Annotated in this window: 19 protein-coding genes; 14 read left to right on the top strand and 5 right to left on the bottom strand. The window is 65.0% G+C overall.

Annotated features, from left to right (window positions below; genetic code table 11):
* Positions 1–3: 3 nt before the first annotated feature.
* The 3 genes from ccsB (at position 4) to msrQ (ending at position 3,182) form a co-directional block, all read left to right on the top strand.
* Positions 4–1,227, top strand: a complete 1,224-nt coding sequence (gene ccsB, locus GXB81_RS08010) for a c-type cytochrome biogenesis protein CcsB (RefSeq protein WP_167045465.1) — start codon at positions 4–6, stop codon at positions 1,225–1,227.
* A gap of 229 nt (positions 1,228–1,456) precedes the next feature.
* The gene (gene msrP / locus GXB81_RS08015) at positions 1,457–2,452 is read left to right on the top strand and encodes a protein-methionine-sulfoxide reductase catalytic subunit MsrP (protein WP_167045468.1); all 996 of its coding nucleotides are present in this window, start codon (positions 1,457–1,459) and stop codon (positions 2,450–2,452) included.
* Between the two features lie 16 nt (positions 2,453–2,468).
* Positions 2,469–3,182, top strand: coding sequence for a protein-methionine-sulfoxide reductase heme-binding subunit MsrQ (msrQ, locus tag GXB81_RS08020; RefSeq protein WP_205988804.1), 714 nt, complete (start codon positions 2,469–2,471; stop codon positions 3,180–3,182).
* Between the two features lie 161 nt (positions 3,183–3,343).
* Here the strand turns inward: msrQ and lysA are convergent, their stop codons facing one another.
* Together lysA and GXB81_RS08030 are read right to left on the bottom strand one after the other, a co-directional pair.
* Positions 3,344–4,606: a diaminopimelate decarboxylase gene (gene lysA / locus GXB81_RS08025; protein WP_167045474.1), complete on the bottom strand. Its 1,263-nt coding sequence runs from the start codon at positions 4,604–4,606 to the stop codon at positions 3,344–3,346.
* A 9-nt stretch (positions 4,607–4,615) separates the two neighbouring features.
* Positions 4,616–4,960, bottom strand: coding sequence for a lipoprotein (locus tag GXB81_RS08030; RefSeq protein ID WP_167045477.1), 345 nt, complete (start codon positions 4,958–4,960; stop codon positions 4,616–4,618).
* Between the two features lie 35 nt (positions 4,961–4,995).
* On the opposite strand from GXB81_RS08030, the gene cyaY reads away from it, so the two are divergent.
* A complete protein-coding gene (gene cyaY / locus GXB81_RS08035) occupies positions 4,996–5,316 on the top strand; it encodes an iron donor protein CyaY (protein WP_167045480.1) in 321 nt (106 codons plus the stop codon).
* A gap of 114 nt (positions 5,317–5,430) precedes the next feature.
* On the opposite strand, the gene GXB81_RS08040 is transcribed toward cyaY, so the two are convergent.
* Positions 5,431–7,836, bottom strand: a complete 2,406-nt coding sequence (locus GXB81_RS08040; protein ID WP_205988791.1) for a penicillin-binding protein 1A — start codon at positions 7,834–7,836, stop codon at positions 5,431–5,433.
* Between the two features lie 269 nt (positions 7,837–8,105).
* On the opposite strand from GXB81_RS08040, the gene pilM reads away from it, so the two are divergent.
* From pilM to GXB81_RS08075, 7 genes are all read left to right on the top strand, one after another.
* Complete coding sequence (gene pilM / locus GXB81_RS08045) at positions 8,106–9,101, top strand: pilus assembly protein PilM (protein WP_167045486.1); 996 nt, start codon at positions 8,106–8,108, stop codon at positions 9,099–9,101.
* Positions 9,098–9,886: a fimbrial assembly protein gene (locus GXB81_RS08050; RefSeq protein WP_241016281.1), complete on the top strand. Its 789-nt coding sequence runs from the start codon at positions 9,098–9,100 to the stop codon at positions 9,884–9,886. The genes pilM and GXB81_RS08050 overlap by 4 nt, the downstream gene beginning before the upstream one ends.
* Positions 9,883–10,830, top strand: coding sequence for a hypothetical protein (locus GXB81_RS08055; RefSeq protein WP_205988792.1), 948 nt, complete (start codon positions 9,883–9,885; stop codon positions 10,828–10,830). The genes GXB81_RS08050 and GXB81_RS08055 overlap by 4 nt, the downstream gene beginning before the upstream one ends.
* Before the next feature lie 23 nt (positions 10,831–10,853).
* The gene (gene pilQ / locus GXB81_RS08060; RefSeq protein ID WP_241016282.1) at positions 10,854–12,581 is read left to right on the top strand and encodes a type IV pilus secretin PilQ; all 1,728 of its coding nucleotides are present in this window, start codon (positions 10,854–10,856) and stop codon (positions 12,579–12,581) included.
* A gap of 114 nt (positions 12,582–12,695) precedes the next feature.
* Positions 12,696–13,247: a shikimate kinase gene (locus GXB81_RS08065; RefSeq protein ID WP_205988794.1), complete on the top strand. Its 552-nt coding sequence runs from the start codon at positions 12,696–12,698 to the stop codon at positions 13,245–13,247.
* Complete coding sequence (gene aroB, locus GXB81_RS08070) at positions 13,247–14,332, top strand: 3-dehydroquinate synthase (protein ID WP_205988795.1); 1,086 nt, start codon at positions 13,247–13,249, stop codon at positions 14,330–14,332. The genes GXB81_RS08065 and aroB overlap by 1 nt, the downstream gene beginning before the upstream one ends.
* 72 nt (positions 14,333–14,404) lie before the next feature.
* On the top strand, positions 14,405–15,661 hold the full coding sequence (locus GXB81_RS08075) for a deoxyguanosinetriphosphate triphosphohydrolase (protein WP_205988796.1): 1,257 nt from the start codon (positions 14,405–14,407) through the stop codon (positions 15,659–15,661).
* A gap of 82 nt (positions 15,662–15,743) precedes the next feature.
* On the opposite strand, the gene GXB81_RS08080 is transcribed toward GXB81_RS08075, so the two are convergent.
* Both GXB81_RS08080 and GXB81_RS08085 read right to left on the bottom strand, forming a co-directional pair.
* Positions 15,744–16,124 (bottom strand): DUF883 family protein, encoded by a 381-nt coding sequence (locus GXB81_RS08080; RefSeq protein ID WP_167045501.1) that lies wholly within the window; start codon positions 16,122–16,124, stop codon positions 15,744–15,746.
* 339 nt (positions 16,125–16,463) lie between these two features.
* A complete protein-coding gene (locus GXB81_RS08085) occupies positions 16,464–17,189 on the bottom strand; it encodes an OmpW family outer membrane protein (RefSeq protein WP_167045504.1) in 726 nt (241 codons plus the stop codon).
* A 187-nt stretch (positions 17,190–17,376) separates the two neighbouring features.
* Here GXB81_RS08085 and GXB81_RS08090 point away from each other — a divergent pair, with 187 nt between their 5' ends.
* The 3 genes from GXB81_RS08090 (at position 17,377) to GXB81_RS08100 (ending at position 24,711) form a co-directional block, all read left to right on the top strand.
* Positions 17,377–18,084 (top strand): transposase, encoded by a 708-nt coding sequence (locus GXB81_RS08090; protein WP_167045507.1) that lies wholly within the window; start codon positions 17,377–17,379, stop codon positions 18,082–18,084.
* A gap of 347 nt (positions 18,085–18,431) precedes the next feature.
* Positions 18,432–23,129 (top strand): glutamate synthase-related protein, encoded by a 4,698-nt coding sequence (locus GXB81_RS08095; RefSeq protein WP_205988797.1) that lies wholly within the window; start codon positions 18,432–18,434, stop codon positions 23,127–23,129.
* A 112-nt stretch (positions 23,130–23,241) separates the two neighbouring features.
* Positions 23,242–24,711, top strand: a complete 1,470-nt coding sequence (locus tag GXB81_RS08100; RefSeq protein WP_205988798.1) for a glutamate synthase subunit beta — start codon at positions 23,242–23,244, stop codon at positions 24,709–24,711.
* The last annotated feature ends 176 nt before the right edge of the window (positions 24,712–24,887 follow it).

A 24,887-nucleotide genomic window follows, 5' to 3' on the forward strand; every position in this document is an offset into this window, starting at 1 on the left:
ATCATGGACTTGACTCACGTTTCCTCATCCGCTTCTTCTCCCGCTTCCGCCGCGCGTGCCGACAAGGCGTTCGCGGGCGGCACGCCCGAACAGCTTCCGTACTACGACGAACGGCCGTTCCTGAAACGGCTCGGTATCGTCGACTGGCTGTTCGCGCTGGTGCTCGTCGGCGGCGCCGGGTTCGCGCTGTCGCGCTATCACCCGTTCATGAACTACTACGACAAACTGGTGCTGGTGTGCTCGGTGCCGGTTTTCGTCGTGCTCGGCTGGCGCTGGAAGCCGGTGCGTCCGCTGATGGTGGGGATCGCCGCGCTGTCGCTGTTCGCAATCCAGATCTATCACGGCGATCTGAGCCGCGCCGACAACGCGTTCTTCCTCAAATACTTCCTGTCGAGCCAGTCCGCGATCCTGTGGATGAGCGCGCTGTTCGTATTTGCGACCGTGTTCTACTGGATCGCGCTGCTGTCGCGCTCGCCGACCGGCGCCGCGATCGGCTCGAAAATGACGTGGGCGGCTGTGCTGATGGGCTTCGTCGGCATGATGGTGCGCTGGTACGAGTCGTACCTGATCGGCGCGGATGTCGGCCATATTCCGATCTCGAACCTCTATGAAGTGTTCGTGCTGTTCAGCCTGATTACGGCGCTGTTCTATCTGTACTACGAGCAGCACTACAACACGCGTGCGCTCGGCGCATTCGTGCTGCTCGTAATCAGCGCGGCGGTCGGCTTCCTGATGTGGTATTCGGTCGCACGCGATGCGCAGCAGATCCAGCCGCTCGTGCCGGCGCTGCAAAGCTGGTGGATGAAGATTCACGTGCCGGCGAACTTCATCGGCTACGGCAGCTTCGCGCTGTCGGCGATGGTCGGCGTCGCGTATCTGGCGAAGGAACGCGGCATACTCGCGGATCGTCTGCCCGAGCTCGAGGTGCTCGACGACGTGATGTACAAGTCGATCGCGGTCGGTTTCGCGTTCTTCACGATCGCGACGATTCTCGGCGCGCTATGGGCCGCCGAAGCGTGGGGCGGCTACTGGAGCTGGGACCCGAAGGAAACGTGGGCGCTGATCGTCTGGCTGAACTACGCGGCGTGGCTGCATATGCGTCTGATGAAAGGCCTGCGCGGCGCGGTGGCCGCATGGTGGGCGCTGACCGGCCTGCTGGTCACGACGTTCGCGTTCCTCGGCGTGAACATGTTCCTGTCGGGCTTGCATAGTTACGGCAAGCTGTAAGATCGGCCGCGCTGCACCGACTAAAAACCGCCGAGTGCCTGGTCACCGGCGGTTTTTTCATGGCGGACGGAATATCCGCTGCATCCAGACGTTTGCCGTTCGAGTGCCTGCGCCAGTACCGGCGCGGGGATTGGCGTCAATACCGCGGATGACAGATGCCCCCGAACGGGCGATCATCAATACGGCCCTGCGACGCGCGCGACGCGGCGGGGCAGCAAGGAGCAGCACCATGTGGATCAAGCGAAGCGACAGCATTCAACTGACCGGCGATGACATCGCGCGCAGCGAAATCACGCCGCGGCATGTCTTCGAGAACCGGCGGCGCATTCTGCAGGCGGCGGGCGCGATGGCGCTCGGCAGCCTGATCGGCGTGAGCGGAGAGGCACTTGCGACGTACTCGTCACCGGACCCGAAGGCGCAGAAACTCGCGGCGAAAACGAACACGAAGTTCGTCGCGCTGGACAAGATCACGCCGTACAAGGACATCACGACCTACAACAACTTCTACGAGTTCGGCACCGACAAATCCGATCCCGCGCAGAACGCGGGCACGCTGCGCCCGCACCCGTGGAAGGTGAGCGTCGAGGGGGCGATCAAGAACCCGAAGGTGTACGACATCGACGAATTGCTGAAGCTCGCGCCGCTCGAGGAACGCGTGTACCGGCTGCGTTGCGTCGAAGGCTGGTCGATGGTGATTCCGTGGATCGGCGTGTCGCTGTCGGAACTGATCAAACGCGTCGAGCCGACCGGCAACGCGAAGTACGTGCAGTTCATCACGCTCGCCGATCCGTCGCAGATGCCGGGGTTGTCGACACCCGTGCTCGACTGGCCCTATTCCGAAGGCCTGCGCATGGACGAAGCGATGCATCCGCTGACGCTGCTGACGATGGGCGTCTACGGCCAGGTGCTGCCGAACCAGAACGGCGCGCCGGTGCGTGTTGTGGTGCCATGGAAGTACGGCTTCAAGAGCGCGAAGTCGCTCGTGAAAATCCGTTTCGTCGAGAAGCAGCCGCCGACCAGCTGGAACACGTATGCGTCGAACGAATACGGCTTTTATTCGAACGTGAATCCGAACGTCGATCATCCGCGCTGGAGCCAGGCGACCGAACGGCGCATCGGCGAGGACGGTTTTTTCACGCCGAAGCGCAAGACGCTGATGTTCAACGGCTACGGCGATCAGGTCGCATCGCTCTATCAGGGCATGGACCTGAAGAAGAATTTCTGAGGCGACGGCGATGACGATGACTTCCGACACGCAATCCGTCACCCGGAACGAACCCGCGACGCAAGGGGCGACCTCGGCCGCGCGAGCGAAAGCGTCGGCGGCGCAGCGGCCCGTGGGCGGCGCGCGCTGGATCGTGCCGGCCAAGGTCGCGGTGTTCATCGCGGCGCTGTATCCGCTCGCGCGCATCGTGCTGTTCGGCATGACCGACCGGCTCGGCGCGAATCCGATCGAGTTCATCACACGCTCGACGGGCCTGTGGACGCTCGTGTTCCTCTGCATCACGCTGGCGGTGACGCCGCTGCGCCGCCTCACCGGTGTCGCCGCGTTGCTGCGCTTGCGGCGCATGCTCGGTCTTTATGCGTTCTTCTACGCGGCGCTGCATTTCACCACCTACCTCTGGTTCGACAAGTGGTTCGATCTCGCGGCGATTCTGAAGGACATCGGCAAGCGGCCGTTCATCACGGTGGGCTTCGCGGCGTTCGTGCTGCTGATCGCGCTCGCGGCCACCTCGCCGCGCGCGATGGTGCGCAAGCTCGGGCGTCGCTGGCAGACGCTGCATCGCGCGATCTACGCGATCGGCGTGCTCGCGATCCTGCACTTCTGGTGGATGAAGGCCGGCAAGCACGATCTGCTGCTGCCGAAGATTTACGGCGCGATCATGATCGCGCTGCTCGGCTGGCGTCTGGTGGTGTGGCTGCGCGAGCGGAGTCTGAAAACGCGGCGACGGTGACGGCGAGCGCTCGGCTTACGCTGCTTGGGTGGCGATAGCGCTCAATAGCAAAAAGGCGATGCCGTAGTGGCATCGCCTTTTTGCTTTTTGCTGCTTGCATGAGGAACCGGGTTCAGTGCGGCGCTCGACGTTCCTCGATGCTGACCGGTGCTTATCGATGTTTACTCCGGCAAAATCGCCTCACCCGCAAACAGCTGCTGCACCTCTTCACGCGCGCGAACCACATGCGCCTGTGTACCATCCACCATCACTTCGGCGGCGCGTGCACGCGTGTTGTAGTTCGAGCTCATCACGAAGCCGTACGCGCCGGCCGAGCGGATCGCGAGCAGGTCGCCCGGCTCGACGGCGAGCAACCGTTCTCGGCCGAGCCAGTCGCCGCTTTCGCAGACCGGGCCGACCACGTCGTACACGTGCGCGGGCACGTCACGCTTCACGACGGGGTCGATCGCGTGATACGCCTCGTACATCGCGGGGCGCGCGAGATCGGTCATCGCCGCGTCGACGATCGCGAAGTTCTTGTCCGCGCCCGGCTTCAGGAATTCGAGACGCGTGAGCAGCACGCCCGCATTACCGACCAGCGAGCGGCCCGGCTCGAAATACACTTCGCGATGGCCGTGGCCGCGTGCTTCGATGCGATCGAGCACCGTGCGCACGAACATGCCGATTTCCGGCGGCGTTTCGTCGTCGTAGGTGATGCCGAGACCGCCGCCCACGTCGATATGGCGAATCGTCACGCCGTCCTGCTCGATCTGCTCGACGAGGTCCAGCAGTTTGTCGATCGCGTCGAGATACGGCGCGACTTCGGTGATCTGCGAGCCGATATGGCAGTCGATGCCGACCACCTCGAGATTCGCCATCGCCGCGGCCGCCCGGTACGTGGCGCGCGCGTCTTCGAAGGCGACGCCGAACTTGTTGCTCTTGAGTCCGGTGGAAATATACGGATGCGTTTTCGCGTCGACGTCGGGATTCACGCGCAGCGACACCGGCGCTTTCTTGCCCATTTCGCCGGCCACCGTGTTGAGGCGGTCGAGTTCGGGAATCGATTCGACGTTGAAGCATTTGACGCCGGCCGCGAGCGCGTCGCGCATTTCGCCCGCCTGCTTGCCGACGCCCGAAAACACGGTGTTTTCCGCTTTGCCGCCCGCCGCCAGCACGCGCGCCAGTTCGCCGCCCGAGACGATGTCGAAGCCCGCGCCGAGGCGCGCGAACACGTTCAGCACCGCGAGATTGCTGTTGGCCTTGACGGCCACGTGCACGCTCGCGCGGCGTCCGGCGCAGGCGCCTGCGTAGGCGTTCCATGTGGCGGTGAGCGCGGCGCGTGAATAAACGTAGAGCGGCGTGCCGAACTGCTCGGCGAGGGAAACGGCGGACGCGTCTTCAGCGTGCAATATGCCGTCGACGTAGTCAAATGCGGATCGAGTCATGCGAAAGTCTTATTGAACGGAAGGAGCGGCAGAGGCGGGCAGCGGCACGGCGGGAGCGGAAGCCGCCGAAGCGGGCGGCGTGGCAAGCTGATCTTCGGGGGCCAGCGTGAGCGGCGTGCCCGAGGTGTCCGGGATCGAGCCCATGTCGGCCGCGCTGCCGCTAGCCGGTTGCGTTTGATCCGGCGCCGGCGTTTGCGTGCGATGAGCCGGCGGGGCAGGCATGGGCGGCACGGTTGGCAGATAGAGCGAGCCGCGTTGACCGCAACCGGCGAGCACGCAACCTGCGAAAATGGCTAAAACCGCTACAATCGCGCGGCCGGGTGCCGCCGCGCGCATCCGAGATACGACTCGCATGACTGTCCCTGAATGAATAATCGATGGAGTTTAGCATGTCCGATAGTGATTACCTGACCCGTGCGGAAGCCGTGCTGGCCGCCATCGAGAGCGCGCTCGACGACATCGGCGCCGACATCGAAGCCGAGCGCAGCGGCAACGTTCTGACGCTCGAATTCGAGAACCGCACGAAGATCATCGTCAACCTTCAGCCGCCGATGAGCGAGATCTGGATCGCCGCGAAGGCGGGCGGTTTTCACTTCCGTTTCGTCGATGGGCAATGGCGCGACACGCGCAGCGGCGCGGAGTTTTTCGCGGCGCTCTCGCAGTACGCGACCGAGCAGGCCGGCGAGCCGGTGCAGATCGCCGCGCAGTAAGCCCGAGGCGCTCTCAAAACAGAACCGCCGCGTATCGAGCCATCGAACGCGGCGGTTTTTGCTTTCCGGCGGGAGTTCTACGCAACTTCGCGAGGCAGCCTCGGTGTCCGCGGCTCAATGCCCGCGGAACAGATTCATGATGTCCTGCTTCTCCTGCTCGCCGACCTGCTCGGGCGCCGCCGAGGCCGCGGAAGCGGCGCTCGCCCCGGCGTCGAGCGTGGCCTGGCTCACGCCGACCGTCGCGACGAAACCGTGCCCCGGCGTGAAGTCGTCGAAATAAAGCTCCGAGCCGATTTCGCTGACATCATCGGGGCGCGCCATCTTGTACTCGGGCACGCCCTTCAGTGCGTGGCCCATGTACTCGATCCACACCGGCAGCGCGAGGCCGCCGCCGGTTTCCTTGTCGCCGAGACTGCGCGGGTTGTCGTAGCCGATCCATGCGATGGCCGTGAGCGTGTGCTGATAACCGGCGAACCACGCGTCGCGCGAATCATTGGTCGTGCCGGTCTTGCCGCCGAGATCGGTGCGCTTGAGCGCGTTGCTCTTCGCGCCGGTGCCGCGCTGCGCGACGCTTTGCAGCAGACTGTTCATCACGTAGGCGTTGCGCGGCTGGATCGCGAACGGCGCGCTTTGTCCGGCCACGAGCGGCTGCGCATGGGCGACGACGACACCGCGCTGATCGGTGACTTCGGCGATCAGATACGGGTTGATGCGGTAGCCGCCGTTGGCGAACACCGAGAACGCGCCCGCCATCTGCAACGGCGTGACGAGACCCGCGCCGAGCGCCATCGGCAGATAGGCGGGGTGACGCTCGGCGTCGAAGCCGAAGCGCGTGATGTACTGCTGCGCGTACTTCGTGCCGATCTGGTTCAGGATGCGGATCGACACGAGGTTCTTCGACTTCTGCAGCGCGGTGCGCATCGTCATCGGACCGTCGAAGCCGCCGCCGTAGTTCTTCGGCTCCCACGCCTGGCCGCCGGTTTCGGCGGCGCTGAAAAAGAGCGGCGCGTCGTTGATGATCGTGGCCGGCCCGAGTCCCTTTTCGAGCGACGCCGAATAGATGAACGGCTTGAAGCTCGACCCCGGCTGACGCCACGCCTGCGTGACGTGATTGAACTTGTTCTTGTTGAAGTCGAAGCCGCCGACCAGCGCACGAATCGCGCCGTCCTGCGGGACCACCGAAATAAACGCGCCTTCCACCTGCGGCAATTGCGTGATCGACCAGTCGCCGTCGTCGTTCTTCACGAGCCGCACGATCGCACCGGGCCGGATGCGCTGATTCGGCTGCGCGCGCGGGCCGAGCGCGAACTGCGCATAGCGCAGGCCGTCGCCCTGGATCGTCGCGACGTTGCCGTCGATGAACGTCGCCTGCACCTGCTTCGGACTCGCCGCCGTGACGACGGCCGCGATGATCTCGCCGTTGTCCGGATGCTCGACGAGCGCGTCGTCGATCGCCTGTTCGCGCTCCTGCGCATCGGACGGCAGATCGATGAACGCCTCCGGCCCGCGATAGCCGTGCCGCCGTTCGTAGTCCATCAGCCCCTTGCGCAGCGCGCGATAGGCGACGTCCTGATCGGCCGAGTCGATCGTGGTCACGACGTTCAGCCCGCGCGTGTAGGCTTCCTCGCGATACTGCGTGTACATCATCTGCCGCACCATTTCCGCGACGTACTCCGCGTGCACGCTGTACTCCTTCCCCATGCCCTTGACGACGAGCGGCTGGCCGCGCGCGTCGTCGTACTGCTGCTGGGTGATGTAGCGCAACTCGTACATGCGTTGCAGGATGTACTCCTGCCGCACCTTCGCGCGTTTCGGATTGACGACCGGGTTATACGCGGACGGCGCTTTCGGCAAGCCCGCGAGCATCGCCGATTCGGCGAGCGTCAGATCCTTGAGATCCTTGCCGAAGTACACCCGCGCGGCGCTCGCAAAACCATAGGCGCGCTGACCGAGATAGATCTGGTTCATGTACACCTCGAGAATCTGATCCTTCGTCAGCTTCGACTCGATCTTGTACGCGAGCAGCATCTCGTAAATCTTGCGCGTATAGGTTTTCTCGCTGGAGAGGAAGAAGTTGCGCGCGACCTGCATCGTGATCGTGCTCGCGCCTTGCGTCGCGTGGCCGTTGGCCAGCGCGACGAAGCCCGCGCGCGCGATGCCGGTCAGGTCGACGCCGCCGTGGTCGTAGAAGCGCGCGTCCTCGATCGCGAGGATCGCGTTCTTCAGGCTGTCGGGCACGTCCTGGATATGCACGATGTCGCGCCGTTCCGCGCCGAATTCGCCGATCAGCACGTGGTCGGCCGTGTAGATGCGCAGCGGCACTTTCGGACGATAGTCGGTCAGCGCATCGAGCGAAGGCAGGTTCGGCGTGGCGACCACGAGCGCATAGCCGAGCACCAGCGCCACGCACACGACGCCCGCCGCGATCAGCCCCACAAAGCTGAAGACGAGCTTCAGCCACAACGGGCGTTTGCGCTTTGTCGGCGCGGGCGGCGGGGACGTAGGAGACGTGGGTTGCATAGGGGTATCGAAAAAACGGTCCCGCGATTATAGCCGCCTCGCTTCCTCAGCTTTCGGAATGCTTACGAATGGTCTGGAAAGCAGTGTGAAAACCGGCGGCGCGCCGTGCCTGGAGATGGCTTCACTGTAGTCGCTTTGATCCCGCGAGGGGCGTCCTCGCCGCAACGTTGGCCATTTGGCTGAATGTCGCTCGGAGCCGTGTCTCTCCACAATGGTCCCTCGTTGCTCGCGTTCGAATGGTTCGTCGCGTGAGTCAGAGGGAGGGCCTGATGGCATATAAAAATTCGTGGCTTGAAGCGATGCAGTCGGGGCGGCAGCGCTTCGCCGCCGGGATCGACGTCGGTTCGCAAAGCGTGCGGCTCGTCGTGCTGAGTCAGCGTGCGCGCGCCTATGGCGCGCTGCATCTCGAATATGTGAAGACGGTGCCGCTGGCGGCTGGCGCGATGGCGGGCACCGAGATCGCCGACCGCCAAGCCATCGCGCGCGCCTTGCGCGATGCGTTTGCGGGGCTGCCGCGGCTGTGCGCGACGCATGCGCTGCAATGTTCGATGGCGGTGCCCGCGTCGGCGACGCTCACGACCACGGTGCCGCTCGCACAGCTCGCGGCGCAGAGTCATTGCGTGGAAGAGGACGGCGGGCCCGCGCTTGCCGGCCTCGCGCCCGCGGTAATGGGCGAGGCGGAGCGCATCGCCGGCATCGAGCGGCATGCGCTCGCGGTCGACTGGTATGTCGACGACACGCCGGCGCCGGTGCGTTCGGTGACGATCGCGGCGACCGCTCGCCAGCATCTCGAAGCGCGCATCGAATGCGCGGCGACCGCGGGCATTTCGCTGACCGCGATCGACGGCGAGCCGCATGCGGCGTTGCGCGCGCTGCGCTATGCAGCGGATCAGGAACTCGATGCGCACGAGCCGTATGCGGCGCTGTGGATCGGCACGGACGGCGTGTACGGGTGGCGTGTCGTCGACGGCGCGATCGAGGGCGAGATGCATTACCCGGCGCCCGAGCACACCGATCTCGCGGATGCGCTGCGCGACCTCGTTCGCGGGCCGGTGTTCGATTGCGCGCTGGTCGGCGGCGAGATCGATCTGCTCGATGGCGTCGGCTTTTCGATGGCCGATATCGGCGACGTGCTCGGCTGCTCGGTGCTGCCATTCGAATGCGCGCTGCTCGGCAGCCGCATGCGGCCGCTCGACGACGGACTGCTGTACGAGCCGGCCGGCGCGGTCGCGTTCGGGCTCGCGCTGCGCGGGGTGATCGAATGATGCGCGGCCTTTCGTTTGTGTTTCTGCCGTTCTGGCCGGCGGCGCGCCCATCGCTGCCGCCGACGCCGCCGGTCGCGTCGCGTGAGACGCGCTTCGCGAAGCCGTGGCTCGGCGGTTTCAATCTGCTGCCTTACCGGCAACGCAATGCACGGCTGGCGCGGCGGCGCTGTCTGCGCGACTGGGCGGTGGCGGCGAGCGTCGGCGCGGCCGGCGTACTTGCATTTGCCGGCTGGCAGGCAGTCGAAAAGACGCGGCTCGAGGCACGGCGTGCGTTGGCCGAACAGGCGCTCGCGCAACTCGCGGCGCCGCTCGCCGAGCACGCGAAGCTGCGGCGAGCGCAGGACGAGCAGCGCAACGACGCTGCGCGCGCAACGAGCCTGTCGGTGCCGCTCGCGCACCTGCTTGATCTGCTCGAAGTGCTGAGTTTCGAACCTGGCGACGGCGTCGTGCTGCGGCAGTTGCGCCAGCGCGAGTATGAGACGGAGTTGCTCGCGACGTCGCGCAGCCATGTTGCGTCGGCTGAATGGCTCAAACGCGTCGGGGCGGTTCACGGCGTGCAGGGCGCGGAGATGCGCGACCTGCATCGGCCGGCCACGCGCGGCGGCGCGGCGACGGATAAGACGGTAAATAAGGCGGCAAATAAGACGGCGGATACGACGGCAAGCGGTCCAGTCGAGTTCGACGCGCGTTTGCGCTGGGGGGAGCCGCCGCCGAAAAACACGCTGCTGGCTGGGGCGTCGGCGGCGCACGGGGCGAAGTCCGCAAAATCGGGAGGTGAAAAATGAGCACGACCTTTTTCGAAGCGGGCGGCGTGCCGTACGCCTCGTTCGATCTTTCGCGCTGGATAAGGCGTGTGCGGGTGCCGCTCGATGCGTGGAGCCGGCGTCGCCGCTGGCTGGTCGCGTCGCTGCTTGCGCTGCTCGTGTTTGGCCTCGGCGCGTATGGCTGGATTGCCGTCGATCTTGGCGGTCTGGTCGCGAGCCGAGCGACGCTCGCGCTCAGCACGCAGCGTCTCGCCGATGCGCGGCGCGCGCTCGCGCAATTGCCGTCGTTGCGCCGTCAGGCGGCCGCGCTGCCGGTTGTCTCTCCGGCTGCTGCCTCATGGGGTTCGGCGGACGACGTGCGCGTCGTTTCCGAACTGGCCGCGCAGAACGGCGTGGCGTTGCTCTCCGTGGAACCCGGTGCCGCGAGCGGCGACGGCGCCGAACGCATGCGCCCTTTGCAACTCACGGCGCGCAGCGACTTCGTTCATCTGATGGCGTTCTTTCATGGGCTCGCGCAATTGCCGGTGCTGATCGTTCCCGTCGACGTGACCGTCAAGCAGGACAGCACGGCGCTCGCGGTGAGCGCGACGTTGCGCGTGTTCGAGGCGCTGCGGCCGGCCGTGGCGGCCGACGCGGCTCGGCTGCGCGATGGCGCGAGCGTCGATGCCAGCCTCGATCCGGACGAGACCGATGAAGACGACGAGGAGCTTGTGTTCTTCGATCCGTTTGCGCAGCCGCCGACGTACACCAGCGGCGCGCCGGACGATGCCGAACCGTTGCGTCTGGTCGGCCTGCTCAGCGATCGCGGGCACGGGCTCGCACTGCTCGATACGCCGGACGGCGCCACCACGGTCACGGCCGGGCAGCAGCTTGGCACCGAGCGTGTCGCGCGGCTCGACGCGCTCGGCATCACGCTCGCGAACGGCGCACTGACGCGCACGCTCACGTTGACGGAGGCGTCATGACGAATCGGGTGAAGCGATGGGGCATGGTCGTGTCGCGCATCGGGCGCGGCTGGAGCGGCAGTGCCGGTCTTTGCCTCGGCCTCTGCATCAACGCCACGGTGGGTGCAGACCTCGCGCAGGCTTCGATACCGCCATTGTTGCCGCCACTGCCGGCCTATATGTCGCTCGAAGATACGGATTCGTCAGCGGATTCGGGATACGGAACGGCGCCGTTGCCAAGCGGTGGCGGCGGCGAGGTGCCGAATCCGTTTCGCGACGGTTCGGCACAAAACGCGGCACAAAGCGCGGCGCAAAACACCGCGCAAGATGCGGACGCTACCGGAACGGCCGCGCCCTCGGCCGATGCGCCAAACGCATCCCTGAGCGACTCCGCCGACGGCACGGCAAGCACCGGCAGCGCCGTCCCGTCGCCGAAACAATCCGCCGCAGCCGCGCGCGACGACACCGCCGGCGGCACGCTCGAAGGCCCACCCGTCCCGCTGCCGCCGCCCGCACGCCTGAGCGACGCAGCGAACGCTGCCGCCGATGCCGGTCTGCCGGCCGGCGACAAACCGATCTCGCTGAATTTCCAGCACGCGGAACTCGGTGCCGTGCTCAAAGCGTTCGCCGAGTTCACCGGCCTGAACATCGTCGCGAGCGACAAGGTGCGCGGCGCCGTTTCGCTGCGGCTCGACAAGGTGCCATGGCGCACCGCGTTCGACACGTTGCTCGACGTCAACAATCTGTCGATGGAACGGCACGGCAACGTGCTCTGGGTGGCGCCGGCCGCGGAGCTGGCCGCGCGCGAACGGCAGCGCTTCGAAGCGCACGCGCGGGCCGCCGATCTCGAACCGCTCGCGAGCCGCACGTTCCAGTTGCACTACGCGCACGCCGAGGACGTGCGGCGTCTGCTGACCGGCTCAGGCACCCAGCGCGTGCTGTCCAAACGCGGTGCCGTGACCGCCGATCCGCGTACCAATCTGCTGTTCGTGACCGATCTCGCGGGGCGGCTCGAACAGATCGCGGCGCTGATCGCGGCCGTCGACCGGCCGACCCGCCAGGTGCTGATCGAGGCGCGCATCGTGGAGGGCGACCATGGCTTTTCGCGCAATCTCGGCGTGAAGCTCTCGCTCGCGGGCACGAGTGCGGACGGCACGGCAAGAGGCCTCGGCGGCGGCGCGGACGGCACCGTCTTCGATCTGTCCGCCCGGCCGGTCTCGGGCTTCGATGCCGCCACCGCGGGCCTCACGTTGTTCGCGGCCCACGCCACGCGGCTGCTGAATCTCGAACTCTCCGCGCTCGAGGCCGAGGGGCATGGGAAAATCGTCTCGAGCCCGCGGGTCGTCACCGCCGACAGGATGAAGGCGATCGTCGAGCAGGGCACCGAGCTGCCGTATCAGGCCAAGGTCGGGCAGGGCGTGTCGGGCGTGCAGTTCCGCCGGGCCACGCTGAAACTGGAAGTCGAGCCGCAGATCATGCCGGACGGCCGCGTCGTGCTCGATCTCGACGTGGCGAAGGACAGCGTCGGCGAGCAGACCGACGCCGGGCCCGCGATCAACACCAAGCACGTGCAAACGCGCGTCGAGGTCGAGGACGGTGGTACGGTGTCGATAGGCGGAATTTACGCGACCGACGACCGGGACGATGTGGAGCGGGTGCCCTTTCTCGGCAAAATACCGATTCTGGGCGCGCTTTTCCGCAATCGGGCCCATCGTGACTCGCTCAGCGAACTGGCGGTTTTCATCACGCCGAGCGTCGTCCACGAAAATTAGGGCGCGTCAGGTATGCCACCGCTGCCGTTCACGGGCGGTGCGCAGGCTCGACAAGGCAGCCGCTTTGCCAGTAAGCTGCGGCACGAACTACACCGGATTAGCCAGAGGACACCGTTGCAAGCGCGGGACGCACACGCCAATGTTTTTTTCGTAGGGCTCATGGGGGCAGGAAAAACCACCGTGGGTCGGGCGGTTGCGCGCCGTCTCGAGCGCCCGTTCTTCGATTCCGACCATGAAATCGAGGCTCGCACGGGCGCGCGCATTCCGACGATCTTCGAGCTGGAAGGCGAGGCGGGCTTTCGCGACCGCGAAGCGGGCGTGATCTCCGATCTCACCGGACGCGACAATATCGTGCTCGCGACCGGCGGCGGCGCGGTGCTGCGGCTGGAAAACCGCGAAGCGCTGAAAAGCCGCGGCCTCGTGATCTACCTGCGCGCCAATCCGCACGACCTGTGGCTGCGCACGCGGCGCGACAAGAATCGTCCGCTGCTGCAAACGGAAGACCCCAAGGCGCGCCTCGAAGCGCTCTATGAAGTGCGCGATCCGCTCTACCGCGAGTGCGCGCATTTCGTGATTGAAACCGGCCGGCCCTCGGTCAACGGACTCGTCAACATGGTTCTGATGCAGCTCGAGATGGCCGGTGTCGCCAAACATCCTGCGTCATAATGGACCGTATGATTACCGTCAACGTCGAACTGGGCGAGCGTGCCTACCCCATCCATATCGGTGCCGACCTGATCGGACAGACCGCGCTGTTCGCGCCGCACATCGCCGGCAGTTCGGTCACGATCGTCACCAATACCACCGTCGATCCGCTCTATGGCGACAAGCTGCGCGCGGCGCTCGCGCCGCTCGGCAAGCAGGTGTCCACGGTCGTTTTGCCGGACGGCGAAGCGTACAAGAATCTCGAAACGCTGAACCTGATCTTCGACGCGCTGCTCGGCTCGCGCGCCGACCGCAAGACCACGCTGATCGCCCTCGGTGGCGGCGTGATCGGCGACATGACCGGGTTTGCCGCGGCCTGCTACATGCGCGGCGTGCCGTTCATCCAGGTGCCGACCACGTTGCTGTCGCAGGTGGATTCGTCGGTAGGCGGCAAGACCGGCATCAACCATCCGCTCGGCAAGAACATGATCGGCGCGTTCTACCAGCCGCAGGCCGTGATCGCCGACATCGGCGCATTGCGAACCCTGCCCGCGCGCGAACTGGCGGCGGGCATCGCCGAGGTCATCAAGACCGGTGCGATTGCCGACGCCGGTTTCTTCGGCTGGATCGAAGCCAATATCGAAGCGTTGAACCGCTGCGAACCCGAGGCGCTGGCCGAGGCGGTCAAGCGCTCGTGCGAGATCAAGGCGTCGGTGGTTGCGCAGGACGAGCGCGAAGGCGGATTGCGCGCGATCCTCAACTTCGGCCATACGTTCGGCCATGCGATCGAAGCCGGGCTCGGCTACGGCGAGTGGCTGCACGGCGAGGCGGTTGGCTGCGGGATGGTGATGGCGGCCGATCTGTCGGTGCGTCTCGGCCATCTCGACGAAGCGTCGCGCAAGCGTCTCGTCGACGTAATCGTCGGCGCGCATCTGCCCACTCGCGCGCCCTCGCTCGGCGCCAACCGCTATGTCGAACTGATGCAGGTCGACAAGAAAGCGGAGGGCGGCGCGATCAAATTCATTTTGCTGAAGCGTTTCGGTGAGACGCTGATCACCCGGGCGCCCGACGCCGAGGTGCAGGCGACGCTGGCCGCCGCCGTCTAAACACGCCGCGGCATGGCTGCCACGCGTCGCGCATCGGAGTCAGGAGAGGCCGCCCATGTTTCGGAGAACCCGGTGACCGACAGGCGCAGCGACGACCTCAAGCATGAACCGGCGGCGCGTGCCGCTGCCGCTGCGAACACAGCGAGTACCGCAACCATCGGCGCGCATACGACCGCTGTCACCGCACCGACCCAGCAGGCACTCGAAGCGCATCTCGCGCCGTATGCGGCGCACTCGGCCGAGTCGCGCGGGCGCCGCTATCCTGAGGCCGCGCCGAGCGCGCGCACCGAGTTTCAGCGCGACCGCGATCGCATCGTTCACTCGACCGCATTCCGCCGGCTCGAATACAAGACCCAGGTGTTCGTCAATCACGAGGGCGACCTGTTTCGCACGCGCCTCACGCATAGCCTCGAAGTCGCGCAGATCGCGCGTTCGGTTGCGCGTAATCTGCGTGTCAACGAAGACCTCGTCGAAGCGATTTCGCTGGCGCACGATCTCGGCCATACGCCGTTCGGCCATGCGGGCCAGGATGCGCTGAACGAATGCATGCGCGAGCACGGCGGCTTCGAGCACAACCTGCAGAGCCTCGCGGTCGTCGACGAACTGGAAGAGCACTACGGCGCGTTCAATGGCCTGAACCTCTGCTTCGAGACGCGCGAGGGCATTCTCAAGCATTGCTCGCGTGAAAATGCGCGGCGTCTGGGGGCGCTCGGCGAGCGCTTTCTCGAAGGACGGCAGCCGTCGCTCGAAGCGCAGATCGCCAACGTCGCCGACGAAATCGCGTACAACAACCACGACGTCGACGACGGCTTGCGCTCGGGCCTGCTCACGATCGAGCAGCTTGCCGAAGTGGAGCTATGGCAGACGCACTACGCGGCGGCGCGCGGCGATTTTCCGCACATCGAGGGGCGCCGGCTGATTCACGAGACGGTGCGGCGCATCATCAATACGCTGATCGTCGATCTGATCGAGACGACCCGCTCGAATCTCGCGCGTTACGCGCCGGCGTCGCTAGACGACGTGCGCGGCTCGCCGCCACTCGTCGCGCACAGCGAGGCGGTCGCCGCGCAAGCCGCTGTGCTGAAGCGTTTTCTGTTCAGAAACCTGTACCGTCACTACCGCGTGATGCGCATGGCCAACAAGGCGCGTCGCGTCGTCGTCGGCCTGTTCGACGCATTCACCGACGATCCGCGGCTTTTGCCACCGGCTTACCAGTCGGCCGATGCGGCGCTGCAACCACGTCTGATCTCGCATTACATCGCGGGCATGACGGATCGCTACGCGGTGAAGGAGTATCAGCGGCTGTTCGTGATCGACGATAGCTACTAGGCAGGCTCGCCCGGCTTGCCATTGGTTCATCCCCCGCACGGCTCCGGGCGCGCCTGCCTCACTGCATTGCGCGCGCGTCCCCTCAACGCAGGCGCGACGCGAACAAGGCGCCGGCAAGCAGCGCGAGTCCGCCGACGATCGCAATCGTCTGCCACGGGTTTTCACGCACGTAGGTGTCGGCATCCGCCATGGCGACTCCGGCGCGTTGGCGCATCGAGTCGCGCGTGTCGTTCAGGCGCGTACGCGCCTCGTCGAGCCGTTTGTTGAGCTTGCCGCGCAAGGCCACGGCATCGGCATGCGTGCCGTCCGCGAGCGTCGATTCGAGTTCCGACAGCAGCGTGCGCAATTCGTCCGCGATGTCTTCGGCCGCATGCCGGCTATGGCGGGCGATGCGTCGCGCGCGGCGGCTCGCGCTGGTCCATGATTCGCCGAGGGCGTCTCTGGTATTCGGAAGTGCTGTCATGGTCGCTCCGTCGATGAGTTGAAAGTGTCCCGCGCGCAGTCGCGCACAGCATGACTGCTGCCATGCGGGAAACGCCACCGGAACGCAACTTCAGTGCCAAACCGCGGAGCACCTTCGGCGCATGGCGGTCGGGAGCCCGAACCGCGGCGAAGGCGGGCTTATCGTCAGCAGATATTGCACGCGCTCGCGCGCACCCACGTCAAATTTACAAATGCGCGAGGCGCACCGCAGCGCGCGGCGCTCGCCGCATGAAAGCGCCGCCATCGGATCGATGACGGCGTTACCCATGCCCCGAAAATTCGACTACCCTAACTGAACGACCCCTAATATTCCGAAGCGTTAGAAACGGTAACCGATGTTGACGTAAGTGACGATCGGGTTCAGTTTGATCTTGGTTTGCGATTGCACGGTCAGCGTGCCGACCGGCGTAGCCGCTGCCGAGCTCAGCTTGGCGGTCGTGCTGAGCGGCAGGTACGAGATCGACATGCCGGCGAACCAGTGCTGATTGAACGCGTACGTGAAGCCCGCATTAAACACAGGTTCCCACGAACTATCCGTGGAGACGCTGGTCGGACCATGCAGAACGTTCGCTTCGAATGCGCTGTTGGTGATCTGCTCGCCCGTGAACCAGATACGGCTTACGCCGACACCGAGATACGGCCGGAACGAAGTTGTCGGCGCATTGAAGTAGTACTTGAACAGCAGCGTCGGGCTCCACTGTTTCGCCTGCCCGATCTTGCCGAACGGTTCGAGGCTGCCCGTGCCGTACAGGTCGAAAGTAGGCGGAACACCCAGAACGAATTCGGTGGCGATGTGATCGGTAATGAAGTAGCCGGCGGTGAAACCGATGGTGTCGGCCGAACTGAGCGAGGCGCCGGTGTTCGGCTGGGTGATGTTGGTTGGGCTGCCGCCGATGCTGGTCACTGTGAGCGGGTCGCTGCTCGACTGAGGCGCAAGGTGGAACCAGCCTGTCGTGACGTAAATGCTTCCGGCCGATTGCGCGTGCGCTGCCGTGCTCATGCAGGCTAGCACTGCCATCCCCGTTACGGCCTGTTTTAATTTCATATGTGCTCCTCCATAAAAGGCCTGCTCATTATGACGAGAACGTTTGAAACAAACCATACGCGGCGGTTAGAGCTTTCTCCCTAAGCGCCGCGTGGTTTCTGGCTTGGCCGCGTGGCGCCGAACCTCGCGCGCATGTGGCTCTTCGGACCTTCGGGTATATACCAACGCGACTATTGGATACTCCAGCATGGCACGGCTTGCACGTCTTTATGTCCCCGACCAGCCGCAACACGTCATCCTTCGCGGGCTCGACCAGCAGCCCGCTTTCGTCGACGACCAGGACTACGAGCTTTTCATCGACTGCCTGAAGGCGGCTTCGCGGGACCATCACCTCTCGATTCACGCATACGCATTGATGCCGGGCGCCGTGCAACTGCTCGTCACGCCGACCGAGGAGTCGAGCCTGCCCAAGGCGATGCAGGCCGTCGGCCGGCGCTACGTCGCGCATTTCAACCGCCGTTATGCGCGCCGCGGCACCTTGTGGGAAGGCCGTTACCGGGCCACGGTAATCGAAGGCGAGCGTTATTTCCTGCTCGCGAGCCGCGTCGTCGAGATGTGTCCGGTACGCGCGCAACTGGCCACGGCGCCTGAGGATTATCGCTGGTCGAGCTACCGGCATCACATCGGGCTGACCCTCGACAGCCTCATCACCGATCATCCGCTCTACTGGTCGCTCGGCAATACGCCGTTCGAGCGGCAGCGCGCGTACCGCGAACTGTGCGAGCAGCCGCTCGACGAGCGCGAAGCCAGCCAGCTCCAGCAGGCCACGCTGAAAGGCTGGGTGCTCGGCAGCGACACGTACCGCGAGTGGGCGGCGCGCGCCGCGAACCGGCGCGTTTCGCCGCTGCCGCGCGGGCGGCCGCGCAAGGTGCGCGAGACGCCGCATACGCAGTGAGGCGACGCTGGTGCAGCGTAGGGCCCTCATAGCGCCGCCCTGAATCGAAAGAAAGCGTTTTGCATCAAAGGGCTGCATGAAAACGGCATTGCGCATGCCGTTTTCTTTTGCCCTGTTTTGATATGGAACCAATAAAAAATATCCGCGATGCACCAATTCGGTAATTGGGGATCAATCATCACGTTTTATTTGCTATTCCATTGATTCGTCGCGTATATTCCGAATTCCGACGCTTTTTGATACGCATGGTCCGTCCGCGGGAAGAGCGTCGTCGTGGCTGCGATCCGCACTGCGGCAAAAGAAAAACGGTTTAACGGCCTGTCCGGCCCCTCACAGACGGTGTCCCCATGAACGACCACCAGCAACACCCGGTTCCCGCCGCCCAAGGTCTGTACGACCCGCAGAACGAGCATGACGCCTGCGGCGTCGGCTTCGTCGCCCACATCAAGGGCCAGAAGAGCCACGAGATCATCGAGCAGGGTCTGAAGATTCTCGAAAACCTCGACCACCGGGGCGCCGTCGGCGCCGATCCGCTGATGGGCGACGGCGCGGGCATCCTGATCCAGATTCCGGACGGCTTCTATCGCGAAGAGATGGCCAAGCAGGGCGTGACGCTGCCGCCGGCCGGCGAATACGGCGTCGGCATGATCTTCCTGCCGAAGGAACACGCCTCGCGCATCGCCTGCGAACAGGAACTGGAGCGCACGGTGAAGGCCGAAGGCCAGGTCGTGCTCGGCTGGCGCGACGTGCCGGTCGACCACACCATGCCGATCTCTCCGACCGTCAAGGCGAGCGAACCGCTGATCCGCCAGATCTTCATCGGCCGCGGCAAGGACATCATGGTGACCGACGCGCTCGAGCGGAAGCTGTACATCATCCGCAAGACCGCGAGCCACCGCATCCAGGCGCTCAAGCTCAAGCACGGCAAGGAATACTTCGTGCCGTCGTGCTCGGCGCGCACGGTCGTCTACAAGGGGCTGCTGCTGGCGGGCCAGGTCGGCGTGTACTACCGCGATCTGCAGGACGAGCGCACCGTCTCGGCGCTCGCGCTCGTGCACCAGCGCTTCTCCACCAACACGTTCCCGGCATGGGAACTGGCTCACCCGTACCGCATGATCGCCCACAACGGCGAAATCAACACGGTGAAGGGCAACGTCAACTGGCTGAACGCGCGCACCGGCGCGATCGCCTCGCACGTGCTCGGCGACGATCTGCCGAAGCTGTGGCCGCTCATCTATCCGGGCCAATCGGATACGGCCTCGTTCGACAACTGCCTCGAACTGCTCGTGATGGCCGGCTACCCGCTCGTCCACGCCATGATGATGATGATCCCGGAAGCCTGGGAGCAGCACACGCTGATGGACGAGAACCGCAAGGCGTTCTACGAGTACCACGCCGCCATGATGGAGCCGTGGGACGGCCCCGCCGCGATCGCGTTCACCGACGGCCGCCAGATCGGCGCGACGCTCGACCGTAACGGTCTGCGTCCGGCGCGCTACATCGTCACCGACGACGACCTCGTCATCATGGCGTCGGAAGCCGGCACGCTGCCGATTCCCGAATCGAAGATCGTCAAGAAGTGGCGTCTGCAGCCGGGCAAGATGTTCCTGATCGACATGGAGCACGGCCGCATCATCGACGACAAGGAACTGAAGGACAACCTCGCGAACGCCAAGCCGTACAAGAGCTGGATCGACGCCGTGCGCATCAAGCTCGACGAGATCGAGCCGAAGGCCGAAGACGTCGTGACGGAGCGCCGCGAAGCCGCTGCATTGCTCGATCGCCAGCAGGCGTTCGGCTACACCCAGGAAGACCTCAAGTTCCTGATGGCGCCGATGGCGCAAGCGGGCGAGGAAGCGGTCGGCTCGATGGGCAACGACTCGCCGCTCGCGGTCATGTCCAACAAGAACAAGACGCTCTACCACTACTTCAAGCAGCTGTTCGCGCAGGTCACGAATCCGCCTATCGACCCGATCCGCGAAAACATGGTGATGTCGCTCGTGTCGTTCATCGGCCCGAAGCCGAACCTGCTCGACACGAACAACATCAACCCGCCGATGCGCCTCGAAGTGTCGCAGCCGGTGCTCGACTTCAAGGACATCGCGAAGATCCGCGCGATCGATCAGTACACCGGCGGCAAGTTCAGCTCGTACGAACTGAACATCTGCTATCCGGTCGCCTGGGGGAAGGAAGGCATCGAGGCGCGCCTCGCGTCGCTGTGCGCGGAAGCCGTCGATGCGGTCAAGTCCGGCTACAACATGCTGATCGTCTCGGACCGCAAGACCGACCGCGACAACGTCGCGATTCCGGCGCTGCTCGCGACCGCCGCTATCCACACGCACCTCGTGCAGCAGGGTCTGCGCACGAGCACGGGCCTCGTCGTCGAAACCGGTTCGGCGCGTGAAACGCACCACTTCGCGCTGCTCGCGGGCTATGGCGCGGAAGCCGTGCACCCGTACCTCGCGATGGAAACGCTCGGCCAGCTCGCGGCCGGCCTGAAGGGCGACCTGTCGGCGGAGAAGGCGGTCTACAACTTCACGAAGGCGGTCGGCAAGGGCCTGCAGAAGGTCATGTCGAAGATGGGCATTTCGACCTACATGTCGTACACCGGCGCGCAGATTTTCGAAGCGGTCGGCCTCGCTGAAGACCTCGTGTCGAAGTACTTCTACGGTACGTCGTCGAAGGTGGGCGGCATTGGACTCTTCGACGTCGCCGAAGAAGCGATCCGTCTGCACCGCGACGCGTTCGGCGACAACCCGGTCCTCGCGAACATGCTCGACGCGGGCGGCGAGTACGCCTACCGCGTGCGCGGCGAAGAACACATGTGGACGCCCGATGCGATCGCCAAGCTGCAGCACTCGGCACGCAGCAACTCGTACCAGACGTACAAGGAATACGCGCATCTGATCAACGATCAGACCAAACGCCACATGACCTTCCGCGGCCTGTTCGAGTTCAAGTTCGATCCGACCAGGGCGATTCCGCTCGACGAAGTCGAACCGGCGAAGGAAATCGTCAAGCGTTTCGCGACCGGCGCGATGTCGATGGGCTCGATCAGCACCGAAGCGCACGCCACGCTCGCCGTCGCGATGAACCGCATCGGCGGCAAGTCGAACACCGGCGAAGGCGGCGAAGACGCGAACCGTTATCGCAACGAACTGCGCGGCATTCCGATCAAGAATGGCGACACGATGAAGTCGATCATCGGCGATGAAGTGGTCACCGACATTCCGCTCAAGGAAGGTGATTCGCTGCGCTCGCGCATCAAGCAGGTCGCGTCGGGCCGCTTCGGCGTGACGGCGGAATACCTCGCGTCGGCCGACCAGATCCAGATCAAGATGGCGCAGGGCGCGAAGCCGGGCGAAGGCGGTCAGCTGCCGGGCCACAAGGTGTCCGAGTACATCGGCAAGCTGCGCTGTTCGGTGCCGGGCGTCGGCCTGATTTCGCCGCCGCCGCACCACGACATCTACTCGATCGAAGACCTGGCGCAGCTGATCCACGATCTGAAGAACGTCAACGCGTCGTCGAGCATCTCGGTGAAGCTGGTGTCGGAGTCGGGCGTCGGTACGGTTGCAGCGGGTGTCGCGAAGGCGAAGGCCGATCACGTCGTGATCGCCGGTCATGACGGCGGCACGGGTGCGTCGCCGCTGTCGTCGGTCAAGCATGCCGGCACGCCGTGGGAACTGGGTCTCGCCGAAACGCAGCAAACGTTGGTGCTGAACCAGCTGCGCGGCCGTATCCGCGTGCAGGCCGACGGTCAGATGAAGACGGGCCGCGACATCGTGATCGGCGCGCTGCTCGGCGCGGACGAATTCGGCTTCGCGACGGCGCCGCTCGTCGTCGAAGGCTGCATCATGATGCGCAAGTGCCACCTGAACACCTGCCCGGTCGGCGTCGCGACGCAAGATCCGGTGCTGCGTGCGAAGTTCCAGGGCCAGCCCGAGCACGTCGTGAACTTCTTCTTCTTCGTCGCCGAGGAAGCGCGCGAAATCATGGCGCAACTCGGCATCCGCAAGTTCGACGACCTGATCGGCCACGCGGAACTGCTCGACATGAAGAAGGGCATCGAGCACTGGAAGGCGAAGGGTCTCGACTTCTCGCGCGTGTTCTATCAGCCGCAAGTGCCGGCGGAAGTCGCGCGCAAGCACGTCGACGTGCAGGATCACGGCCTCGACCGCGCGCTCGACCATACGCTGATCGAGAAGGCGAAGGCGGCGATCGAGAAGGGCGAGCACGTCTCGTTCATCCAGCCGGTGCGCAACGTGAACCGCACGGTCGGCGCGATGCTGTCCGGCACGATCGCGAAGAAGTACGGCCACGAAGGCCTGCCCGACGACTCGATTCACATCCAGTTGAAGGGCACGGCGGGCCAGAGCTTCGGCGCGTTCCTCGCGAAGGGCGTCACGCTCGACCTCGTCGGCGACGGCAACGACTACGTGGGCAAGGGCCTGTCGGGCGGCCGCATCATCATCCGTCCGACCAACGATTTCCGCGGCAAGTCGGAAGAGAACATCATCTGCGGCAATACGGTGATGTACGGCGCGATCGACGGCGAAGCGTTCTTCCGCGGTGTCGCGGGCGAGCGTTTCTGCGTGCGTAACTCGGGCGCGACGGCGGTCGTCGAAGGCACGGGCGACCACGGTTGCGAATACATGACGGGCGGCACGGTGGTCGTGCTCGGCGAGACGGGCCGCAACTTCGCGGCCGGCATGTCGGGCGGCATCGCCTACGTGTTCGATCCGGACGGCACGTTCGCGGGCAAGTGCAACAAGTCGATGGTCGCGCTCGACCCGGTGCTGCAACAGGCCGAACAGGAGCGCACGGTCGACCAGGGCGTGTGGCATCGCGGCACGACCGACGAAGCGCTGCTGCGCGGTCTCATCGAACGTCACTTCCAGTTCACGGGCTCGCCGCGTGCGAAGGCGCTGCTCGAAAACTGGGACGCTTCGCGCCGTCAGTTCGTGAAGGTGTTCCCGACCGAATACAAGCGCGCGCTCGGCGAACTCGCCGCGAAGAAGGCGAACAAGGAAGTGCTCGCCGCCTAAATCTCCGCACAAAGCTCCGCAAAAAATCATTTAGCCGTACCCGCCGCGTCTCGAAGGTTCGACGCGCGGCGGGTCCAGATCACCCTACATACAGATTAGAGAAGAGAACCACATGGGCAAGGCAACCGGTTTTCTCGAGTTCGAACGTCGCCACGAGACGTACGAGGCTCCGCTCACGCGTGTGAAGCACTACAAGGAATTCGTCGCGGCACTGAGCGACGACGAAGCGAAGATTCAAGGCGCACGTTGCATGGACTGCGGCATTCCGTTCTGCAACAACGGCTGCCCGGTCAACAACATCATTCCGGACTTCAACGACCTCGTGTTCCACCAGGACTGGAAGAACGCGATCGAAGTGCTGCATTCGACCAACAACTTCCCCGAGTTCACGGGCCGCATCTGCCCGGCGCCGTGCGAAGCGGCGTGCACGCTCGGCATCAACAACGACCCGGTCGGCATCAAGTCGATCGAGCACGCGATCATCGACAAGGCCTGGGCCGAAGGCTGGGTCGCGCCGCAACTGCCGAAGCACAAGACCGGCAAGAAGGTCGCCGTGGTCGGTTCGGGCCCCGCGGGTCTCGCGGCCGCGCAGCAACTCGCGCGCGCCGGTCATGACGTGACCGTGTTCGAGAAGAACGACCGCATCGGCGGCCTGCTGCGTTACGGCATCCCCGACTTCAAGCTCGAGAAGTGGCAGATCGACCGCCGCATGCGCCAGATGGAAGCCGAAGGCGTGACGTTCCGCACCAACGTGCTCATCGGCCGCGCCGATTCGCTGCCGGCTTACATCGGCAACACCGCGAAGGAAACCATCACGCCGGCCGAGCTGAACGAGCAGTTCGACGCGGTGGTGATCGCCGGCGGTTCGGAAACGCCGCGCGATCTGCCGGTGCCGGGCCGCGAGCTCGAAGGCATCCACTATGCGATGGAATTCCTGCCGCAGCAGAACAAGGTCAATGCCGGCGACAAGGTGCCGAACCAGCTGCTCGCGAAGGGCAAGCACGTCGTCGTGATCGGCGGTGGCGATACGGGTTCGGACTGTGTCGGCACGTCGAACCGTCATGGCGCGAAGAGCGTCACGCAGTTCGAACTGCTGCCGCAGCCGCCCGAAGAAGAGAACAAGCCGCTCGTGTGGCCGTACTGGCCGATCAAGCTGCGCACGTCGTCGTCGCACGACGAGGGCTGCGAGCGCGACTGGGCGGTCGCGACCAAGCGCCTCGAAGGCAAGAACGGCAAGGTCGAGAAGCTGATCGCCGCGCGCGTCGAATGGAAGGACGGCAAGATGGTCGAAGTGCCGAACTCCGAATTCGAAATGAAGGCCGACCTCGTGCTGCTCGCGATGGGCTTCACGCAGCCGGTGTCGCCGGTGCTCGAAGCGTTCGGCGTCGACAAGGATGCGCGCGGCAACGTGCGTGCCTCGACCGAAGGCGACAAGGCGTACTACACGTCGGTGGACAAGGTGTTCACCGCGGGCGACATGCGCCGCGGCCAGTCGCTCGTGGTGTGGGCGATCCGCGAAGGCCGTCAGTGCGCGCGTTCGGTCGATGCGTTCCTGATGGGGCATTCGGAACTGCCGCGCTAAGGCGTCTCTGGTCAGTGTCTCCGGCACGGCTTGCGCGCTCGATGTCCGATGCGCGCGAGCCGGCCACGATTTGCAGGAAGACGTGGAGACGACAATGTGCCGGTTCACAGGCACAGGTAGCGGTAAAGCGAAGCAGTGAATAAAAGAAAACCGGGCTCGCCTGAAAGGGCGAGTCC

This window comes from Paraburkholderia sp. Ac-20336, from assembly GCF_017105025.1.
Lineage (GTDB): Bacteria > Pseudomonadota > Gammaproteobacteria > Burkholderiales > Burkholderiaceae > Paraburkholderia.

Bases quoted from the DNA above. Each gene is read 5' to 3' on its own strand.
- GXB81_RS08095 (WP_205988797.1), top strand. From the start codon at position 18,432: ATGAACGACCACCAGCAACACCCGGTTCCCGCCGCCCAAGGTCTGTAC.
- GXB81_RS08100 (WP_205988798.1), top strand. From the start codon at position 23,242: ATGGGCAAGGCAACCGGTTTTCTCGAGTTCGAACGTCGCCACGAGACG.
- GXB81_RS08090 (WP_167045507.1), top strand. From the start codon at position 17,377: ATGGCACGGCTTGCACGTCTTTATGTCCCCGACCAGCCGCAACACGTC.
- msrQ (WP_205988804.1), top strand. From the start codon at position 2,469: ATGACTTCCGACACGCAATCCGTCACCCGGAACGAACCCGCGACGCAA.
- GXB81_RS08055 (WP_205988792.1), top strand. From the start codon at position 9,883: ATGAGCACGACCTTTTTCGAAGCGGGCGGCGTGCCGTACGCCTCGTTC.
- msrP (WP_167045468.1), top strand. From the start codon at position 1,457: ATGTGGATCAAGCGAAGCGACAGCATTCAACTGACCGGCGATGACATC.
- GXB81_RS08040 (WP_205988791.1), bottom strand. From the start codon at position 7,836: ATGCAACCCACGTCTCCTACGTCCCCGCCGCCCGCGCCGACAAAGCGC.
- cyaY (WP_167045480.1), top strand. From the start codon at position 4,996: ATGTCCGATAGTGATTACCTGACCCGTGCGGAAGCCGTGCTGGCCGCC.
- ccsB (WP_167045465.1), top strand. From the start codon at position 4: ATGGACTTGACTCACGTTTCCTCATCCGCTTCTTCTCCCGCTTCCGCC.
- lysA (WP_167045474.1), bottom strand. From the start codon at position 4,606: ATGACTCGATCCGCATTTGACTACGTCGACGGCATATTGCACGCTGAA.
- GXB81_RS08050 (WP_241016281.1), top strand. From the start codon at position 9,098: ATGATGCGCGGCCTTTCGTTTGTGTTTCTGCCGTTCTGGCCGGCGGCG.
- GXB81_RS08080 (WP_167045501.1), bottom strand. From the start codon at position 16,124: ATGACAGCACTTCCGAATACCAGAGACGCCCTCGGCGAATCATGGACC.
- GXB81_RS08085 (WP_167045504.1), bottom strand. From the start codon at position 17,189: ATGAAATTAAAACAGGCCGTAACGGGGATGGCAGTGCTAGCCTGCATG.
- GXB81_RS08030 (WP_167045477.1), bottom strand. From the start codon at position 4,960: ATGCGAGTCGTATCTCGGATGCGCGCGGCGGCACCCGGCCGCGCGATT.
- pilQ (WP_241016282.1), top strand. From the start codon at position 10,854: ATGGTCGTGTCGCGCATCGGGCGCGGCTGGAGCGGCAGTGCCGGTCTT.
- pilM (WP_167045486.1), top strand. From the start codon at position 8,106: ATGGCATATAAAAATTCGTGGCTTGAAGCGATGCAGTCGGGGCGGCAG.
- aroB (WP_205988795.1), top strand. From the start codon at position 13,247: ATGGACCGTATGATTACCGTCAACGTCGAACTGGGCGAGCGTGCCTAC.